This is a genomic window from Bradyrhizobium sp. MI1.3, from assembly GCF_055811695.1.
Window position 1 is genome coordinate 1 of record NZ_JBVVPQ010000078.1, and the last position, 18,478, is coordinate 18,478.

General features: G+C 59.4%; 18 protein-coding genes. 15 read left to right on the plus strand and 3 right to left on the minus strand.

Translation table 11 applies throughout. From position 1 onward, the window contains the following. From AC0L3A_RS34110 to AC0L3A_RS34150, 9 genes are all read left to right on the plus strand, one after another. A partial coding sequence (locus AC0L3A_RS34110; protein ID WP_473256021.1) for a tyrosine-type recombinase/integrase occupies positions 1-1,014 on the plus strand: 1,014 nt, incomplete at its 5' end. A gap of 201 nt (positions 1,015-1,215) precedes the next feature. Continuing rightward, a complete protein-coding gene (locus AC0L3A_RS34115) occupies positions 1,216-1,416 on the plus strand; it encodes a helix-turn-helix transcriptional regulator (RefSeq protein ID WP_085385260.1) in 201 nt (66 codons plus the stop codon). 229 nt (positions 1,417-1,645) lie between these two features. Beyond that, complete coding sequence (locus tag AC0L3A_RS34120; protein WP_354128210.1) at positions 1,646-3,925, plus strand: AAA family ATPase; 2,280 nt, start codon at positions 1,646-1,648, stop codon at positions 3,923-3,925. A 295-nt stretch (positions 3,926-4,220) separates the two neighbouring features. Beyond that, complete coding sequence (locus tag AC0L3A_RS34125; protein WP_354128209.1) at positions 4,221-4,604, plus strand: hypothetical protein; 384 nt, start codon at positions 4,221-4,223, stop codon at positions 4,602-4,604. Positions 4,605-4,681: 77 nt separating this feature from the next. Further along, a complete protein-coding gene (locus tag AC0L3A_RS34130; RefSeq protein WP_354128208.1) occupies positions 4,682-5,122 on the plus strand; it encodes a hypothetical protein in 441 nt (146 codons plus the stop codon). A gap of 393 nt (positions 5,123-5,515) precedes the next feature. Continuing rightward, entirely contained in the window at positions 5,516-6,007 is a 492-nt protein-coding gene (locus AC0L3A_RS34135; protein ID WP_354128207.1) for a hypothetical protein, read from the plus strand. A 204-nt stretch (positions 6,008-6,211) separates the two neighbouring features. Further along, positions 6,212-6,457, plus strand: a complete 246-nt coding sequence (locus AC0L3A_RS34140) for a hypothetical protein (RefSeq protein WP_247452942.1) — start codon at positions 6,212-6,214, stop codon at positions 6,455-6,457. 83 nt (positions 6,458-6,540) lie between these two features. Next, the gene (locus tag AC0L3A_RS34145; protein WP_354128206.1) at positions 6,541-7,548 is read left to right on the plus strand and encodes a COG3904 family protein; all 1,008 of its coding nucleotides are present in this window, start codon (positions 6,541-6,543) and stop codon (positions 7,546-7,548) included. 686 nt (positions 7,549-8,234) lie between these two features. Continuing rightward, positions 8,235-8,438 carry a hypothetical protein gene (locus tag AC0L3A_RS34150; RefSeq protein ID WP_354128205.1) on the plus strand — a complete coding sequence of 68 codons (204 nt, stop codon included), beginning with the start codon at positions 8,235-8,237 and terminating at the stop codon, positions 8,436-8,438. 811 nt (positions 8,439-9,249) lie between these two features. Here the strand turns inward: AC0L3A_RS34150 and AC0L3A_RS34155 are convergent. Continuing rightward, positions 9,250-10,008, minus strand: coding sequence for a TIGR04255 family protein (locus AC0L3A_RS34155; RefSeq protein WP_354128204.1), 759 nt, complete (start codon positions 10,006-10,008; stop codon positions 9,250-9,252). Between the two features lie 419 nt (positions 10,009-10,427). On the opposite strand from AC0L3A_RS34155, the gene AC0L3A_RS34160 reads away from it, so the two are divergent. Both AC0L3A_RS34160 and AC0L3A_RS34165 read left to right on the plus strand, forming a co-directional pair. Next, complete coding sequence (locus AC0L3A_RS34160; protein ID WP_354128203.1) at positions 10,428-10,649, plus strand: hypothetical protein; 222 nt, start codon at positions 10,428-10,430, stop codon at positions 10,647-10,649. Positions 10,650-10,929: 280 nt separating this feature from the next. Next, positions 10,930-11,595 (plus strand): DUF4145 domain-containing protein, encoded by a 666-nt coding sequence (locus AC0L3A_RS34165; protein WP_354128202.1) that lies wholly within the window; start codon positions 10,930-10,932, stop codon positions 11,593-11,595. 202 nt (positions 11,596-11,797) lie between these two features. Here AC0L3A_RS34165 and AC0L3A_RS34170 read toward each other — a convergent pair whose 3' ends face one another. Next, on the minus strand, positions 11,798-13,348 hold the full coding sequence (locus tag AC0L3A_RS34170; RefSeq protein WP_354128201.1) for a winged helix-turn-helix domain-containing tetratricopeptide repeat protein: 1,551 nt from the start codon (positions 13,346-13,348) through the stop codon (positions 11,798-11,800). Between the two features lie 109 nt (positions 13,349-13,457). On the opposite strand from AC0L3A_RS34170, the gene AC0L3A_RS34175 reads away from it, so the two are divergent. The 4 genes from AC0L3A_RS34175 to AC0L3A_RS34190 all read left to right on the plus strand — a co-directional run bounded on the left by AC0L3A_RS34175 (position 13,458) and on the right by AC0L3A_RS34190 (position 17,648). Beyond that, entirely contained in the window at positions 13,458-13,919 is a 462-nt protein-coding gene (locus tag AC0L3A_RS34175; RefSeq protein WP_354128200.1) for a cupin domain-containing protein, read from the plus strand. Positions 13,920-15,374: 1,455 nt separating this feature from the next. Then, on the plus strand, positions 15,375-15,503 hold the full coding sequence (locus AC0L3A_RS34180) for a hypothetical protein (protein WP_354128199.1): 129 nt from the start codon (positions 15,375-15,377) through the stop codon (positions 15,501-15,503). A 13-nt stretch (positions 15,504-15,516) separates the two neighbouring features. Next, on the plus strand, positions 15,517-15,723 hold the full coding sequence (locus tag AC0L3A_RS34185; protein ID WP_473256022.1) for a DUF7662 domain-containing protein: 207 nt from the start codon (positions 15,517-15,519) through the stop codon (positions 15,721-15,723). 1,760 nt (positions 15,724-17,483) lie between these two features. Beyond that, positions 17,484-17,648, plus strand: coding sequence for a hypothetical protein (locus AC0L3A_RS34190; RefSeq protein WP_354128198.1), 165 nt, complete (start codon positions 17,484-17,486; stop codon positions 17,646-17,648). 54 nt (positions 17,649-17,702) lie between these two features. Here the strand turns inward: AC0L3A_RS34190 and AC0L3A_RS34195 are convergent, their stop codons facing one another. After that, complete coding sequence (locus AC0L3A_RS34195) at positions 17,703-18,440, minus strand: N-acetylmuramoyl-L-alanine amidase (protein WP_473256023.1); 738 nt, start codon at positions 18,438-18,440, stop codon at positions 17,703-17,705. Positions 18,441-18,478: the final 38 nt, after the last annotated feature.

The window sequence follows — 18,478 nt, forward strand, 5'->3', positions numbered from 1 at the left end:
CCTCGACAACCCGTTCGGCACGAGGTTGTCACCCATGTCTTAGGTACGACCTGTTACCTATGTCTCCGGTCTGGACACGACGTCGCCGAACTCCTCGAGGAGATTGGCGCCACGGCGCCGGTCGGCGCCAACCGGACGCAATCGGTCCTGCACACCCTGTTTTCATGGGCCAAGGAGCCGGGCCGGAAACATGTGCCAGTCAATCCTGTGGCGGACATGCGCCGGCGCTATCAGGAAAGACCGCGGGAGCGCGTCCTTTCGGACGACGAGATCAAGGCTCTCTGGTGGGGCTTGGATGACCCGGCCCTTCCCGCCGGGCGGCCGATCGCGCTCGCCCTGCGATTCATTCTCGCAACCATGGTCCGGCCCGGCCAGTCCGCGGGCCTACTCGTCCCCGAGCTCGTCGGCTTCACCTCGGATGACCCGCAGTATCACATCCCGAAAAATCGGGTGAAGAAGCGGCGCGAAGTGATTGTCCCTATGAGCGGTTTGGCGACGTCAGTTGTGCGCGAAGCTATCGTTTCTGGAGACCAAGGGGCGGTCTTTTGTTCCTGGGCGGTGTGGTCCGATTCAGACGATTCGCGACCGGCGGACGGAAGCCCGACTGATCGTCCGCCTCGCCATCTATCCCCGATCACCCGAGATGCTCTGTCGGCCGCGCTCAACGGCCGGCCGGCAAAAGGAAAGCGGCCCGCTCGCAAAGGCATTCGAGAGCATCTCGGCATGGCGCATTTCACGCCGCACGACCTCCGACGCACGGCTGCAACGATCGCGCGCCGCGGGGGCGCTAAACGCGAGGACGTCAAAGCGTTGCTCGATCACCTCAAGGGCGATGTGACGGCGACTTACGACAAATACGACATGCTGCCGGAAAAGCGGACGGTCGTCGCGATTCTTGAAGCGGAGCTCCGCAAGATTATCGGCGCCAGGCCAAATTATTCTAGGCCGGAAATAGTTTTTGATCGGGACAACGTCCTCTCGATTGAGGAACAAAACATCGCCGTAGCCAGCTAGATTCAGCGGGGTACAGCGATTCAGGTGAGCCGAATAACAACGGCAGCAGGCTCTTGCGTGCTGCCGTTGACTTCCTGACAATCTGCGATAGCATTTTAGTGTTCAAGCCAAGGTGTCGCGCTTCGGGCAGCGCGTTGTTTCTCTCGTTCCTTGGATAGACGGCTTGAACCGAGGCAACCGCCCTCCTCCAAGGAATATGACATGTCTCAATTTCTCACCACCACGGAAGCCGCGCGCCACGTTCGCTTGTCGAAAGCGACGATGGAACGTCTGCGCGTTAAGGGCGGCGGTCCCGACTTTCTCAATCCTGTGCCTGGGCGCGTGCTCTACGACGTCGTCGACTTGGACGCGTGGATGTGGAGTCGTCGGCGCCAGTCGACCTCGGAAACGAAAGCGGCCTAAAGCTACCGGCGCGCATGCGCGCGCCTTCACCGGCCAAGCATTCCCAAACACCAGATAATGAGGGCCAAAATAGCCACGTCCCCGCGGGCGCCAAAAAGAATGGCCCCGCCGACTGCCAGGTCGTACGGGGCCAGAAACCGAAAACGTGAGAAATGGATAATACAACCATCGTTGACAATCAACGAACTACCTGCGTCCACCTAGTGCCGGCAGCGCCTGCGGTGCTGCAATGAACGCCAGACTTGATCTCTCAGTCGACCTGTCGGTCGGGCTCGAACATCTTAAAAAGCTCGACTCCAAAGGTGTGCACCAGCTCGCTGCGTTGCATCCTGAAAGCAACGAAAAGCGCTTCATAACGTTTCGTCTGGACGCAATTGGAGAGGCGCGCGCGGCAGTATTTCTCCGCGAACTCGCGCCGAACTGCAATATCTACTACTCCGCCAATGAGGTGCGTTCGGATCTGGGCGACAAACGAGCCAAAAAAGCGGATATCCAAAACGTCCGTATGGTCATTGCGGACCTGGATCCTGCCAAGGATGTCGTTCTGACACCCGAAGTTCTGGCGCGCGAGCGCGAAAGGCTTGAAGCTATTCGGGAACGCGTGGCTTGCGAGGATGAGTGTTTCTACTCGTTCGCAGTCGATTCTGGCGGCGGCGTTCAATTGGGCTGGCTGTTGGAAGAAAAGCTACCCGCCTCGAGATTCGCGGATCTCGCCGAAAACCAAACACGCGGCATATTGAGGCAGCTTGGTGCAGAGGAATCTACTACCGACATCACTCGCCTCTGCCGCCTGCCAGGCACATTGAATTTTCCGACTGCGGCAAAGCGCAGGCAAGGTCGTAACGAAGTCGCGCCCGCTCGAGTAATTGAGTACATACGCAACAGCAACACGACCCTGGAGGAGCTCGCAGAATGGGCCACTCCAGTCGAGCCCTCCCGTAAGGCGAGCGCGGCCGCAGATACCGAAATCGATCTGAATATCGAAGCAATTGAGGAGACGCGCACGACTGGGAGGGCCCATCCCGACCTGCAACAGAAGCTGGACCGCCTCCGCGATGAGGATCGCAAGCTCGATCGCCTTTGGCTAGGCGACAAATCCGCAATCGGTGGGCATGACACGTCCCGGTCTGGCTTTCTTTTCGCTCTTGCGATGCGCCTGCGAAGAACCGGGCAATTCACTCCGACCGAGTTCGCGCAACTCGCCGCCATTTGGGACTATGGCCCGGAGGATCTCGACGCCCGTCAGTTGGCTCGCGCCTGGTATAGAAATAACTCGGTTGCAGCAGAGGAAGAATTCACGGCTGTCCCCGAAGTGCCGTCCTCGACGTTGTCTGTCAATTGGCTCGCGCCCTTTGATGTCAACGAGCTTCCGAAACGCGAATTCGTCGTTGGACGGTTCGTCGCCAAGCAATACGTTTCGGCTCTGATATCTCCGCCCGGCGTCGGAAAGACCACCTTCCTTCTGATGATGGCTGTGGCGGTGGTAACGGGACGCGGCGAAATCCTCGGTTTTGATGTCCCGCGACGCGAGCGGGTCTTCCTCTTTAATCAGGAGGACGAGCTCGCCGAGCTCAAACGGCGTCTGGCTGCCGTAATGGCGCAATTCGACGTCAAATGGACGGACCTGATGATCGGTGGGGAGCCGGCCCTCGCTATCCAGTCCGGCGCTGATCGCGCGTTGATGTTCGCCAGGAAAGACGGCGAGCATGTGATCCGGTCGAGGGATGCTGTCGATGTCGAGACGTTCTTACAGGAGAACAGTGTCGGTCTGGCGATCTTCGACCCGTTCGTCGAACTCCACCCTGTCGACGAAAACAACAATGTTGAGATCGCAGCCGTCGGCCGGATATTCCGCCGTATCGCGGTAAACGGAAGGTGCGGGGTCGTTCTTGCCCATCACACCCGGAAACCTCCGAACGCAGCGAACCGGGATTCTTACGCCGGCGATATGGACGCCGGTCGTGGTGCCGGCGCTCTGAACGGCGTCGCCCGCATGGTCGCGACGCTCTACACCGTCGATCAGGCAACGGCGAAGAAATACGGCCTGCACGAGGCGGAAGCTCGCAACTACGTGCGCTTTGATGATGCGAAGGCCAACTTGGCTCTAGTCGCCGGCGAACCCCGCTTCTTCCGACGCGAGGGCGTTGTGATCGGTGGGCTTGGTGGCGAAGAAGTTGGCGTGCTCGTGCCGGCGAAGCTCAGTCGGGCGAAAAACGCCACTCAAACTACGTCCGACGAAAATGCTCGCATCCGCGATGCGGTCGCCAGTCTGCTCAGAACGGCTGACGGCCGCCGAATGACCGTCAAATCTGTTGCCGACGAGCTGATTGACACTGGCCTGGCCGAACTCGTCTCCCCGGAGGCCCTCCGGAAGCGATTGGGCCGGTTGTTCGAACAACCGCAGCATTATGGAAATGGCGACCAGATCCGCAGCGAAAACACCCGCGAGAAGGGCAAACAGGGCCGCGCGCTGCAACTCGTTCTCGATATTGCGGACAACAAGACATGATAGCCGCGCAACTGTCCTCGAAAGCGAGAACAATGAACGTTTACAATAACATCCCAAACATTGCGGACATCAGGACACGCGGTATTGCGGACACCAATGTCCGCGAAGCTCGAAACATCCAATTTTCCCAGAAGGTTGGCGTTTTTGCGGACAGCGGGACAACTCCACCCCTTCGGGGGGATGCGTTGTCCGCAATACCCCAGCGGGCGGAGAAGCGCGCGGCGCTCCGCGCCGCCGCGGGTCGCTTTTCATTTTCACTGATCGACGAGCGCTGCTGCCGCCTCGGGAGGACTCAATGAACCGCTTTACTCCTGGCCGCTCCTTCAAGTCCCGAGGCCGGCCGTACCAGATCCTCGGTACCAAGGATCATTGGACCCGCGACGACCGCTACGTCGAGATGATCCGCTATCAGTCGGTTTGTGCCGAACCCGGTTGTGACCGCACCTTCAGGGCTCTCACGACCAAGAGCAGGATCCGAAAAGGCCAGCTCAACAAGCGCTGCGAACTCCACCACGCGCCCGGCATACCTATTCCTGTCAAGAAGGTCAGGAAGAAGCGCTCGAAGGCACGGCCGAAGAAGCCTACGGCGGCGGCGCTGCTGAGGGCGCGCAGAGAGCGGGCGATCCAACGGGCCCTCCTCGCGGTGCAACGCGTCCAGCGCCCCTCCTATCTCGACTGAGGGGCCTCGTGGCGGGCTTGCAGGGGCCTTCCAGGTGCGGCAATCTGGCGTTGAGCTCTAGAACGGAGATCTTCCCGATGCCCCGCGGTCAGTTCTACACGGTCTTCACCTTGGGATTCGCGAGTGCGATCGCGCTGCTGGGGGTCATCGCGGGCCTGGCTCTGCTCTTCTGGCATGAGCCGTATTGGTGGGTTGCTCGGACTTTCGACGGCCAGGTGAATTGGCTCTCGCCGCTTTACCTCTCGCTTATCGTCGCCGGTGCTCCTCTGTTCGTGGCCTATTGGATGGTTCGCATCCAGCAAACGATCGTTCGCTGGTCCGGCGATCGGCTGATTGCGAGGCTTAACCAGCAATACACTGCGATCGAACAGACGCAGGGCCGCGAATACGCCGACGAGTTCATGCGACTGCAGGCGCAAACGATGATTGAAGAGAGCGGGGGCGAGCCGTTCAATCTCTTCGGACGCGAGAAAATGCTCCACGCCGCTGCTGTCGCCGGCGTCCGCCCGCCGACTTGATTACAGTCGTCGAGGACCCTTGTTCTCCGCTGCGCAGCCGGATAGCGCGGCAGGCGCGCCTGCGAGCTGCCGCGCGAAAAGTAATCCTCTCAGTTGTCGTCCTTGCGACGTAGCCCGGACAGCCGAACACGGGGCGCTACAACCCCGTTCGGGCGCCAAAGTCGCGCATAAGAAATCGCCAAAACGCACAAACTCGATAGTGATTCGGAGTGACGCACCTTCGTGTGCCGAGTTTTGCGAGCGTAGCTGACCAGACAAAACGCGAGAAGCGCAGGAAAAGCCCGGTCCGAAAGGCACTCTCGTGCGAAGTCGATAAAGCCGACAAACCACCCAACGTTGACCGACCGCAATTCCAGTGATCCCAAAGCACAGGGGGCTCACGGGAGAGCAAGCATGCGCAATGAACAGGACGTCCTCGAAGTCACAGCGATATTCACTCGTAATCCCGACCGCCAATCATGGTCGCCGGCGGGGGACGTCGGCGCTAGTGACCAGCCTCCACACCCGGCGCCGCCGGATGCAACGACTGCGGCTGCCGACAACGTACCGTACGAGCCCTCCCCTGAGATCAAACAAGCGATGCTCGCGGCGGCCCGCGGTCGGCATCTGGTCGACCGCCTTGCCGCGCTTCAGAACGAGGCCGTCGAAAAGTACACCGGCATCTCGCGAAGCGAGCTCGGCTTGCGCGTCTGGAACGCGCCGATGGCGGCGGTCGCAAGTCGCCTCGGGCTCAAAAAGCACGTGCTCATGCGCATCTGCAAACTCTATGAAGTGCCGACGCCGCCGAAGGGCTACTTCAACACGAGTTTCGCCAACCGGCCGGTCCGATGGACCCGCCCTGCCGTGGGGGCTGACCGCAACGGCCGCCCCTCCTCACTACCATGAGCACGAGGTGTTCAAGTCTCTCCAGCTTGGGTCCATCGCCCCTGTCGCGTGCGGCGTTGACGGAGGCCAATGTACTGCGCGGAGGCAGTCGATCGCGAAAGTATGTACCTGTAGGAAAACCCCGCTCATCCGATGGTTGGACTCGACCCACGGCCTGCAACGTGGTTGCATACGGCATCCGATAAAACCTTTTGGGGGATGGGAATGAAACAGCTCATTTTGGCTGCCGCACTGGCGCTGGCCACAACCGCCGCACAAGCGCAGTATCTCAGCGGCACCGGTTCAAATCCGAGTACGCATACCTCGTCGGGATATACCCGCAGCACCGGTACTTACGTGGCGCCGTACGTCGCGACCAATCCGAATGGCACGCAACGCGACAACTTCGGCACCAGCGGCAACTATAATCCGTCCACCGGTCAGACCGGTCACCGGACCCCGCGCTATTGATTGTAACCATTGGAGACGTTCGATGAATTGTCGCCGGTTGCGACAACGAAGTCGGACGTCTTTCTTGATAAAGGCGAAAGGTGATGGCCAAGTCGCGCCCAATATTTACAGTCCTATTGCTGCTTACGCTCTCCCTGTTTTCGCGCGTTGTCCACTCTGCCGAAGTCAAAGTCGGTGTGGGGAAATCTGGACAAGCAACGATCTGGATCACCGGGGAAATTGTACCTGGTGACGCCGACAAGTTTTCGCAGTCAGTACGGCAAGCCAATGATTCCGGGAAATTTGTCGCCAACGTTAGATTGGATTCTCCGGGCGGCAATTTGCTCGAGGGGGTCAAGATTGCCGACGCCATAAGGTTCGGCAAAACATCCACCAACGTGGGCAAGACGGCGGTCTGCGCCTCGGCTTGCTTTCTGATGTTCGCTGCAGGTTCAACCAAGAACGCCGGCTATGGCGCTCAGGTCGGCGTCCACGGCGCGTCAGGAGAAAACGGAGAGGAAACGGCGGCATCAGGCGCGGCGACGGTCTCCATGGCTAAGATCGCAAAGGAGTTGGGCGTCCCATCCGCAATCATCGGCCGCATGGTCGTTACGTCTCCACAAGATATGGTTTGGCTAAGCCCGCAGGAGCTTCAGTCGATGGGCGTCACCATGATGGGCCGTCCCTCTCAAGTCACTCCGCCAGTCGCCAGTCTGCAACAAACGCCACCCAATTCACCTTTGTCGTTATCACCTTCAGGAGCGGCACTCTCCGCCGCACGAACAACGCCCAACGCCAGTCCTACCTGGGCGGAAATTGTAAACAGGGCGATGGAAAAATCAGCAAGTCAGAACAACGGGAAGCCGCTTTTTAGCCGCTCCTGCCAGCCCGAACTGAAGGTGTGTAACGTCGGCCTAAGCTACTTGGATAATCAGGGGAAAGTGGCGTTCTTGAAAACAGTCGAGGACATGAACGGCAAAGTCATTGCACGTGAGGCATGCACCTTGAACGATTTCCAGGACGTCCGAACTTGCGTCAACTGGGACGATGGCAGTAGTCATCGTGACATGAAGGATAGTAATGGCGTTTGGACGAAGGTCGCGGACCAATAGATGTCCCTCTTCCCGGCACGCTCCTTGCTAACTGGACTGCCCGACCATGGAGGCGGGCCCCAATGGGGCAACGAGTTCGTATTCTTAGACGCCCAAAGCCCAGTTCGACACATGTCGCTCGCAAGCTCGTGCGATTGCTGGATGCGATCGAAGATCTTGAGGAAGTGAGAGCGAAGGTTCGCGCGGCTGAGCCCGCTCGGTGCTGCATCAAGGACTTGGTCCCCGAAGCTGGCTAGCAGGTGGACGCTTCGGCCCTCGCCCCAAGGAAAATTCCCAGGTCACTCGCTGCGCCGCTTCCGAAATGGGATCACTCGTCCCCGCCTGGCGGGCGGGGCCGCGGCTCTGTGGAGGCGGATCATGCTCGAACGGCGTCCATTCGACCTCTTCCATTGCGTAGGCGATGTACCGCCGGCGCTCGCTGAGCGAGGCGCAGATCCAGGGGAATTCTTCGGACTCTGATTCCTCGCTCTCCGGGTCACCAGGATTGAGCGGGTTTGGCGGGGCTCTCCCACATGATTCCCCGGGCGGGCAACTCGACATATTCGCATCCTGGCGGTCCCTGCATTCGTCCATCACGAAAGCAATGTCATCACGTCATCTGCGACGAAGATGCCAACAAGGCCGCGGTAAGCAGGCACGGCAAATCCTGCGGCGTCTTTCCGCGCAAGGCGCGCTCAGGAGCAAGAATGCGGTTCGATATCGCTGAATTTGGAGCGAAGAATCACCTTGAGCTCACTTCGATCAGCCTTGGTGCTGCCCACCGAAAATCCCAGATGAACGTGGTGGATACCTTCTGCGGGCGCAGGCTCGAACGTGAAAGAACTTCCGGATTTGCTTTTGCAGCTTTCGATATCGCCCACGTTGCCGGTGATCGCCCCTATGTAAGTTGAACGAGATCGGCCTTTTTCACGATCCGACTTCTGCTTCTGGCAACCAAGCTCATGCACACCCACAGTCTGTGGGACGTGCCGTCTCCAAACGACCGACTCGACCTGACCGTCCTCGCTTGGGAATTGAAAGACATTCCGCCACATCAAATCCTTGTCTTCGTTCCGCATCCACGGATCGAAGAGAAGACGAGAAACAAAGTCGCCTGGGGGAATGCTCGACACGCGCCCTACTTGAGCGGTAAATGCCGTAAGATCGACGGTGGGATGCGGACGCCCAAGAACCGCTGAGACGTCACTTGGACGCCTGACGGATCTCCGGGCCTAGTGACTAGATGAAGTAGCTTCGGCTCAACTGTGACGACGCATTCCTTGCCCGGCCTATCCCAGACAAACATGACATCACCCTCTCCGTCTGGAGCTACCTTCGGTAGGAGGACGGTAGAAGGCAAGCAGAACAGGAACTGCTCAGCAGACAGCGCAGATCCAGCTCTCACTTTACTCGAAAGCCCTGACCAGTTTGGCGCAACGTCCTTCAGCCGACGCACGGCAGATATCAGGCGGCTCCGTCGAGCATTGAAACTGTCATCATCTGGGGCGGTCTTGTCCGCTTGAGCCGCGCGACTGGTCCCAGATACGCGCATTGTGCGGAAATCGGACTCCATCGGTCCCGTCTGGATAGCCGCTGGCGCGATCAGCGCGGCCCAACTCCATAAGCCGACCGCCTCCGTCCCCGTGATTGATTGAAATTGGAGATGTGACATTGATCCACTGTTAGGGATCGATGTGTCATCCCATCTCTGGGCGCTGTTCGTCATTTCGAACTTCCTGCCAAATGAGATTTCAACGTATCCGTGCTTGCAGAATCGAACGCTGTCCAAATATCCTCGTGAACAAACTCTAATTTTTCAGAAATAGCGTCGTTAGATGGCTCGAACTGTTCAATCGTCAGTCGGTCGATATCGAATAGAATCGAGCCATACGGCAGATCCGGACTCTCGGGCTCAAGTCCAAGCGTCACCAGCCGAAGGTTTGCCTCCAGCGGGGAGGACTCGATTCGACCGAGGAAGTGATCTTTAGACAGCAAGAGCGCTTGCGGAATGTCCGCCGTCGCCTTGATCCAGTCTTTCACGTCCGGAAATTCCTCGGACCGAGGTATCCTGTTTGTGTAACGCAGCCCCAGCTTCGAGATGATTCCAGGCTGCAGATGCGGCGCGCAGCTTGCCCACAAGGACATCAGATTGTCTTTGAATACGGCCCAGCCGCTATAAGACTCATTCCACTGGAAAACGAAGTTGGTCTTTGAAACTAGCACCGATTTTTTATCGTTCTTGGTCGCGAAGCGAAACGCGACCCCGGCAGCGGCGGGCGCAGCCGGTGTGACTGGGGGAGGTCCTCCCAACACGATTTGTAGTTGAAGGTTCTGGACTGGCTTCAGAGAGGGAAAATCTTTCCCTAGCACGTTCAGCAAGGCGGAAAGATTAAGATCCTCGTCGTTCGTCGTCGCGAACGCGATCTCACACGCGACCTGAGCGATGGTCGGGTTCGGGTAAGTCGGATGCTGGTCCTTCAAAGCGTGCCCTGACCGTGCAGAATCGTGGAATCACTACCTCATTATCTGGAGCAAATGTCAAATTGAGCAAGCGGGTTTCGCCGTTTTTTGAAGCGATTCTAGCCACTTTCGACCGTCACGCACTTACATTGCAGGCGCAAATAGCCTGCTCTTGTCGGCACGACGTTACCGCCCTCCTCCACCAGTGCGCCCGCAGAGAACGCCGCCCAATCTGCCATCATCCGCCCTCGCTTCTCCAGCATGCCCCCGGCGGTATGCCGCCTCGACCTTGTTGGGCACCTTGTGCGCCAGCGCCATCTCGGACATGTCGTTCGGGTTGCGGTGGGCGCCAACGCGTACAGCGCGTCTCGCGCCGGATTTGGCGGCTACACGACGCCTAGTGGCCGGACAGGCACCTTAAAAGCCCAACGGCCGCGGCGATGATTGCCAGCACGGTCGAGGCGGGCCAGCGCAACATGGCCGTGCTCGAGCAATCGGTCATCAAAGATAACACGCTCATGCCCGGTGAATGGTATGGCGGACAGTTGCATGTCGCTCCCCCTACCGATCAGGGCGGACCTCAAAAGAGCTACACGATCATCATCATTGTCGGGTCCGATCGGCATGTCGTCGACGTGGCGCAAGGCCCGCCGGGAATTTAGTGAATGCCCTTTTCCGCCGTGGGACCGGACTGCGCCGCTATCGACCTGTCGGCTCAGCGTGAACTTCTTGACCCCGATCTTTCGGGCCGCCTCGCTGATCGAAATCAGCTCCAAAGGGCGTTTGCATCAGATTTGACCCCCGCAGCTAGCGACTTTTGGGGTCGGGCCACCGGTTTTGCTTTTCAGCTGGGGAGGACCCGCCATTTGCAATTGCAATCTCAACGCGAGGGAAGCGATATTCAGCGCACATTTAGAGAACCAAAGCGGATGGAAACTCGATATGAAATGTTCGCACTGCACAATCGCCTTTCACGACAATTGGCAGGTCGAGTATTGGATGCGAGGCAAGCAAGTGTTGAGGGCGGACGCGAATACCCACTGGATTTACAGGTCCGCCATTTGCCCTTCTTGCGGTGGGCGCATCCTAGAAGTTACCACGGCTGAAGACAGTACTAACCCGGAACTCCCTTGGCGACAGATCTATCCCGTGGGTGCCAATAGAGGCCCTGTTCCTGTCGAGGTGCCCTCTACGATCGCCGAGGACTATACCGAAGCATGTAACGTGCTTCCCATCAGCGCTAAGGCCTCCGCCGCACTATCCCGTCGCTGTTTGCAAGCAATCTTGCGCGCCCACGGCTACAAGGAGAAAGATTTGGCGAAGGAAATTGACAAACTGCTCGACGAACCTGATCCCAAGAAGGCGCTACCTCAGCGCCTACGCGAAACGATCGACGCCATTCGCAATTTCGGCAATTTTTCTGCGCACCCAATTAATGATCAAACGACACTTCAGGTGATCGATGTCGAAGCACATGAAGCTGAATGGTGCTTAGAAGTGATTGAAGAGCTCTTCGATCATTTCTACGTCGGCCCAGCAGCGGCCGCAGCAAAAAAGGCCGCACTGAACGCTAAGCTCACGGCTGGGGGAAAGCCTCCAGCAAAATAACCGGAGGCTGGAGTCCGATAAGAGCCCTTAGCGGACTCCAGGAGAGCAACGCCCTCCCCTGCCGGAGTCGGCTTTTGAACCTCGAGCGGATAATCGCACGTCGCGGACGAAGCAGTCCGGTGAGCCAGGCCCAATAGGCCGCAGCCAGTGCGCGGTTTTTACTTGGCCCCGTCGATCACCATGACGGAACACTGATCTGGCTTTACTCTGGCAGCCCGGCGGTTCTCAGCGCATCACCAAGGGTTTCCGCGAGCGCTGGGGCACAGTTCACGCCCGCGAACTGGCGGCGGTAGCGAAAGGTCGGATGAAGTTCGAGCACCCGCTCGGCGGCTGCCCTCGCTTCATCCAGCCGTCCGAGTTTGGCAAGCACAGCGGCTAGCTGCACGTAGGTGATGCTGTGAGCGGGATTGGCCTGCACGGACTTGTAGGCGGCGCGACTGGCTTCTTCAAAGCGGCCACGCAGCAAATGACTCATCGCCTGCGCATCGAATGCGGCGAAAGCCCATGGATCGAAGGGACTGAGCCGCATGCCTCGTTCGCTCCATTCGATGGCGCGCTCGGCTTCTCCGCTCCATCCGAGAACGACGCTGCCGAGGATGTAGGCTAGCGCCGAAGAGGGGCTGACGGCAAGCGCGGCTTCAAATGCGGTAAAAGCCGCGTCCCGATCATGGGCATCCATACCGATCGAAAACCCCGCAAGCGCCAGCGCACTCGCGTCGTCCCGGCCGTGGAGAATTGCCGAGCGGGCGTGGCGGATCGAAGCGGCACGGTTCGCCTCCTGCAAACCGACGCGAAGATAGAGGCAATGGTGGCACATCGCGGCGTTGCCATGTGCCAGGGCGTAGTCGGAATCAAGTTCGATGGCACGTTCGAGCAGCACGAGCGCTCGCGTCACCTGCTCAGGCATGCCGGAATCGACGTCGACCTGGGCCCGCAGAACCAGATCGTAAGCATCCAGACTGTCGGGGCGCTTCCGCTTGACCCTGTCGATTTCAGCACGGCGCAGGCTCGGCGCAATGGCGCCTACCGCGGAGAGTGCAATCTCGTCCTGGAGCGCGAAAATATCGTCGAATCTGCGGTCATATCGCTCGGCCCATACATGAGCGCCCGTCGAGGCGTCGATCATCTGGCCCGTCACGCGCACGTTGCCCTCGGCCTTGCGAACGCTGCCTTCGAGAACATAGCGAACGCCAAGCTCGCGGCCGACCTGCTTCACGTCCACGACACGGTCCCTGTAGGTCAAGGTCGAGTTTCGCGCAACGACGAACAACCACTTGATGCGGGCCAAGCCGGTGATGATGTCTTCAACCATGCCGTCGGCGAAGTACTCCTGCTGCGGATCACCGCTCAAGTTCGCAAACGGCAGAACCGCGACGGACGGCTTGTCGGGCAACGCCGGTGCGGACGCCGCACCAGTGACAGGTGACTGAGTACTGGTGGCGACGGCAGGCCCGACATAGCGATAGCCGCGGCGCGGCAGGGTTTCGATCCAGCTATCGGCCCTCTCGTCGGCCAGTACCCGGCGCAAGGCGGCGATCTGAACCGTTAGATTATTATCGGCAACTGCCAGTCCGTCCCAACCGGCCTCGACCAGCGCATCCTTGGACACCGGGGCACCCGCGTTCTCCAGCAGCAGCCGGAGCAGCGCGACAGCGCGCTGCCCGAGCATCGTCGGCCTGGTCCCCTGGTAGAGAATGCCCGCCTTTGGGTCCAGGCGGAACGGGCCGAACTGGTAGAGATCCGTGATAGGCATTCGGTGGTTTTAGCAAATTTTTGGGAACTGTTTCACGACTTTCCGACCCAGACGGCCGAAGTTGCTTCCGTGCTTGCAGGAGCAAGCGCTTGGTCGATGGAGGAATGTCATGAGCGCCGATCCTGTCATTCGCATGCCCAACGAGACAAAGGGGATCATACTCCGTGGTCATCCCATGGTTTTCCTCGTCACCGGCGAGGATACCAAGCACACCAGCATGTTCGAATGGACAATCCCGGCCGGGTTCGCCACTGGGCTGCATGTTCACCGGGTGCAGGAGGAGACCTTTTACCTGCTCGAGGGCGAGTGTGAGTGGCACGTTGGCGACAAAACGATCCGCGCGATCCCGGGGACCTATTTGTTCATTCCGCCGGGGGTACCGCACAACATCACCAATATCAGCGAGAAATCGGCGCGCGTGCTCATGACCGTCTCCCCGCCCGGCCACGAGCACTATTTCGAAGAGCTTGCGAAACTCGCAGCAAAGGGAGCGCCGGATCCACGAGCCCTGGCCGACCTCCGAGACCGCTACGACACCGATCAGTTCTCGAGTTTGACAGCACGGGCGTAAGCTTCAGCGCTCGGCTTTGATGGCAGCTTCTGGCCGATATTGTTGCAAAAGTCTTTTTGGGGTGGTGAACGAAAATTCTTAGAGCCGCTGATGCGCTTCACGCGCGGTGACGTGAGGGACCATATCGCTTCGCTTCAGGTCAACGGTACGCCGCCGCCCGCATCGTCCGTTGCTGGCGTCAGCAAAGGGCCGATTTTGTTGCAAAAGTCGAAAATCGAACGACCCTGAAAATCTCGCGAAAGTTGATCTTTGAAGCTAAACCGCCGTGTGAGTTCAGTCCGACGGCAAGCCGCTCAGTTGGGCATCCTGCTCTACAAGGGCTGAGCCTAGGTACCGTGAAGTGGCAGATAGCAGCGTTCCATACTCGGAACTGGAAATTACGCGCGCCGTGGCAGATCGAAGCACCCGCCGCAGAGATACACTTGCTTTATTGACGCCTGCCGACTCCCGCCCCTTACTTTAGGTCTTTCAGAGTGGATGGACGGGAGGCGCATTTGCAGGGACTTCGCCAAATCCAATTTGCTCAACGATTGAACCAAATCGCTTCCCTGCTCTCCGAACTCGAAGATCTCCGATGTCAAATCGAAGAAGCAGAGCGGCGCGTTAAGCCTTGTACTAGGGTCGCTTGGCGAAGGCTCGATTGCTCCGCTCGTAGTGAGACTGAGCCCCCCGTGCTTCATCAATCTTGGGATTGCGGCCGACGAACGGACTTGGAACGACTTGCTGATTGCAAGGTCTTCCCGTGCCCCACCCCAAGGGTGTAGCTCCTTCGCCAAGGCAGCTCAACAGCCCCAGCTTCACCGCCCTGAAGCTGGAGTCCTTTTGCTGGCTGGATAACTGCAGACCTCAGGAGGGCGTTGATGCAAGGTATCGCTCGATCCTTGTCCAACGACCGGACCGCGGCTCAAGCAGCGACACCCTGCCGCAGTGAGGCTGACGTATTAATCCGCTATTTTTACCTCTGGTAGTCTTTTACTTTTGCTACTCGCGCTCTTTTTTTGCTCTGACGCCGTCCTGATAGTGCTTTTGTGCTGCGGAGGACATTTTATGCGAGGCTCTCGCGCAATCCTTTACGTCGAACAACTTAGCGAACTCACTTCTCAGCTCTCAGAATTGGAACATCTTCGAGGTCTGGTCGAAGCAGCAGAGCGCAGCGCCCGAGTTGTGCCTCCATTGCGCTTGACACACTCTACTCCGCGCCGCCTTCGAAGTCGCAAACCGGGCGCCCTATCTGTCCGATTCCATCGCCGCGCGCGACGAACCTGGAAAGCAGGAGCTCTCAGCCCTCCTGAAAACGATAACCAAGTCGATCGGACTTTGCTGGAGCCATTCCCCGAAGGATGGTGGGCTTCCTCCTAAGAACCTCTCCAAGCGCTGACCTTGACGAAGAGATAAATCCAATGCTGGCGGCCCCCCCCCTGAGAAGACACATGGGAGCTTCGGACTGTCGTTGTCGTGACCGTAACCGTCGAAGAGTCCGAGGCGATCGCTGCTCGCATTTTCGAGCGGATTACCGAACTCGAGCTGGAACTTGCCGCTCGGGGTTTCAACATCCCCGCGAGCGGCGACCACAGCCCAACGTGACGACCCGAGCAGCATGTCTGTCTACGATCCTCTACGCAGAGAACTGGAGCGCACAAGGGCGCAAACTATTCGGCTCACGTTCTTGGAAATCGAAGGAATTCTCGGCAGGCCATTACCGCCGTCAGCCTATAGGTTCAGTGCGTGGTGGGGAAACGAGAGTTCGCGCAAAAGCTGGGCACACGCAAGCCATGGCGTGGCTGCAGTCAGGCTTCGCGGCTAGGGTTTCCCTGAAACAGCGAGCAGTGGAATTTCATCGAACTTGAAGGCTTTCACGACCACCCACCTTATGAGCAACACCGTCTGCTCGTGCCAATTCTAGCTCGGACGGGCTGTCGAGCACATAGCAATATCGATTGCTAGGTGCAGCCTTTTGCGGGAGACGGGGGCGGCGACCAAAACGGTCGCGGGTTGGCCGAAGTACTTCCACCATATCGTGGGCGACGCTCAGTCACTTTTTCATGCAAAGCCCAATCGTTGGGGACGTCCCGCACTTCGCCCCGTCCGCGGCACCGCCACTTGGGCAGAACACGGACACTAGTGCTTCGCTGCTGTCGCAATTGACTGCGCCGTCTGCCTGAACCGCTCGGATGTTGACCGTCGCCGGATCCCCCTTATCTCCCTTTTCGCCTTTCGGACCCTGCGGGCCTTGAGGCCCCTGCGCGCCGGCGGGGCCCTGTGGTCCAGGCACTCCTTGGATGCCTTGGGCTCCCTGCGGGCCCGCTGGACCTTGCGCGCCTGGATCTCCTTTAGGCCCTGGGTCTCTCCCACACGCTGCAAGTGCGAACGCAGCGCTCATTGCGGCCACAGCAATCAGTTTGTGCATTGCCAACCTCCAACGATCAAGATGATTAAACTTCGCGGCTGACAGCCGCGCAAGAGGCGTCAGAGGTCCTTGCCGATCGCATCTTGAAACAATGCCCTTCCACCATCGGCGTTCCTGATCTGCCTCTTCATCTACGCCGGGTCAGCCTTCGTTTCGGTCTTGGGCCTGGTTTCGACCGTGCGAACCGCAGACGCCGCTCAGGTGATGGCCCGTACGAATTAGCCGCGCATCCGGCATTCGATCGTCGACCAGGTTGTGTCCGCCTATCTCGACCGAATTGGCCGAAGGCGGCCGGTGCGCCCGTTCGAACGGATGGCAATCAACGCATTCGGTGCGACAATTGCCGACGATCTCGCGGTCAAGCTCATGACACCAGAAACCGTCTCCTGGCAGATGAAACGCTCGCCTCGGACTTTCGACCTCAAGCCAAGTAGTCCTGCGGCGGCGCCTTCCTTCAGCCCAGAACGATAGTTTCAACTCTCAGGCAGGGCATGCACCTGTAGGCATAGGCGGCGGGCAGGTTTGCAATTGCCGGCAGGGACGCGAGAAACTCCATTGGACGGTGACATCTGTTGCAGATGCGGGTTGGTGCCTTGTCCGTGCCACCGCCTTGCGCATTGCTGGTCCGCCAAAAGGTGAGAACGGTAATTTCAATCGCCGGCGTTTTACACTCCGGACGACTACCGCGTGGCTGTATCGAAAATAGGCCCCGCCAGCGTGAGCCGCTATTGCTCCTAAACCGAGACTCAGTTCTGATTTCGATCATTGCGGCCAAATTGCCTTCGGGAGGCGATCGTGAACGGCGAAGCCGGATGCACCGTTTGTAGCCAAGCTCGACTGCTCAAAGCTGTTTTCCCCGTCACCAAAGGCTACGAACTGAAGCGTTATGAATGCGCTAGTTGCGGCAGCGATCTGTGGCTAGTTACGAGAGTGTCCCGATCATCCGCGCCTAAGCAGCAAAGCGGGAGATCCCGCCGAGGTACGCGGCCTAAGACCATCGAAGCGGCCTTGAAGGGCGCCTCTCGTGCCGCAGGTAATCCAAAGCCGAAAGCCCCGCCAGCGTGAACCGCTGCGCTCTTCTTGCCTGGGGTGAAGGCCTTCTGCCGGCTGTGAACAGATCATACGCGGTGAGAGCTGGACCCGCCGCGATCGCAACCTTGCACGAAGCCATTTCCCAGCCCCGGCGAAATCTCGCTGAAACGGAGGGGGTCGAAGGTGCCGGCATCGAACGCCGATTGACACGCGGCGACGACGCCGGCGGCGAGATAGAGAACGGGCACGGCCGCAGCCGCGCTGAAACAACGTTCATCGTCCACCTTTGAGGTTTTAGGATCTGCGCCACGGCCCCCGGCGCGCGGGATCTCAAGACGCTGGCGCTAGGCCAGGTCGACGTAACGGGTGGCGACATAGCCGTCGACGATGCGCAGCCATTTCGTCGCGCCGTTCATGATCTCGCCGGAAACCGCAACCTTGTCGCCGGCATTGAGCACGTTGACCATGGTGGAGCTCGCGCTCGCGTTCGATCGGACATCGAGGCCGTCGACGTTGATGACGCCGAGACGGCCAGTCACCGACGGCGCCGGCGCCGGCCGTTCGCTCATCAGCTTCGCGACGCCGTACCGAAACATGACCATGTCGAAACTCGGATCGTCTTTGCGACCCTTCGGCAACGCGAACTCCTTGTGTCCCGCCGCCATGATCGGCTTAGCGCCGACGTGCTGCAAGATCGCAGCGCAGACGCGCATATAAGCCAGCATCTGCACGTCCGGCCACGCCTCGGCCCGCGGCCCCTTGGTCTCGCCGGTGTTCTCGGCCTCGATCCCGATGAGATGCGAATTGCCGTCCGTCACGCCCTGCCAGGATCCGGCGCCGGCGTGCCAGCCCTTGCCGGCCGCGATCATGTAGACCTTGCCGGAGCGGCCGAGCCCGATGTTGCAGAGCGGCCCGCCGAGATCCGGCCGGCCGTCAACGAGAACGTTAATGTCGGGCAGATCGCCGTGAAGCGGGCCGCAGGTACGGTGGCAGAGCACACCCTGCACCTTGCCCATGTTGCCGTGGCCGCGCGTTTGCCAGCCGGGATGCTCGAGCACTTCAAGGCCGGCGTCACGCAGCACGCTCGGCAGCCAAGTCAGGGAAAACTGCCTCGAAATCT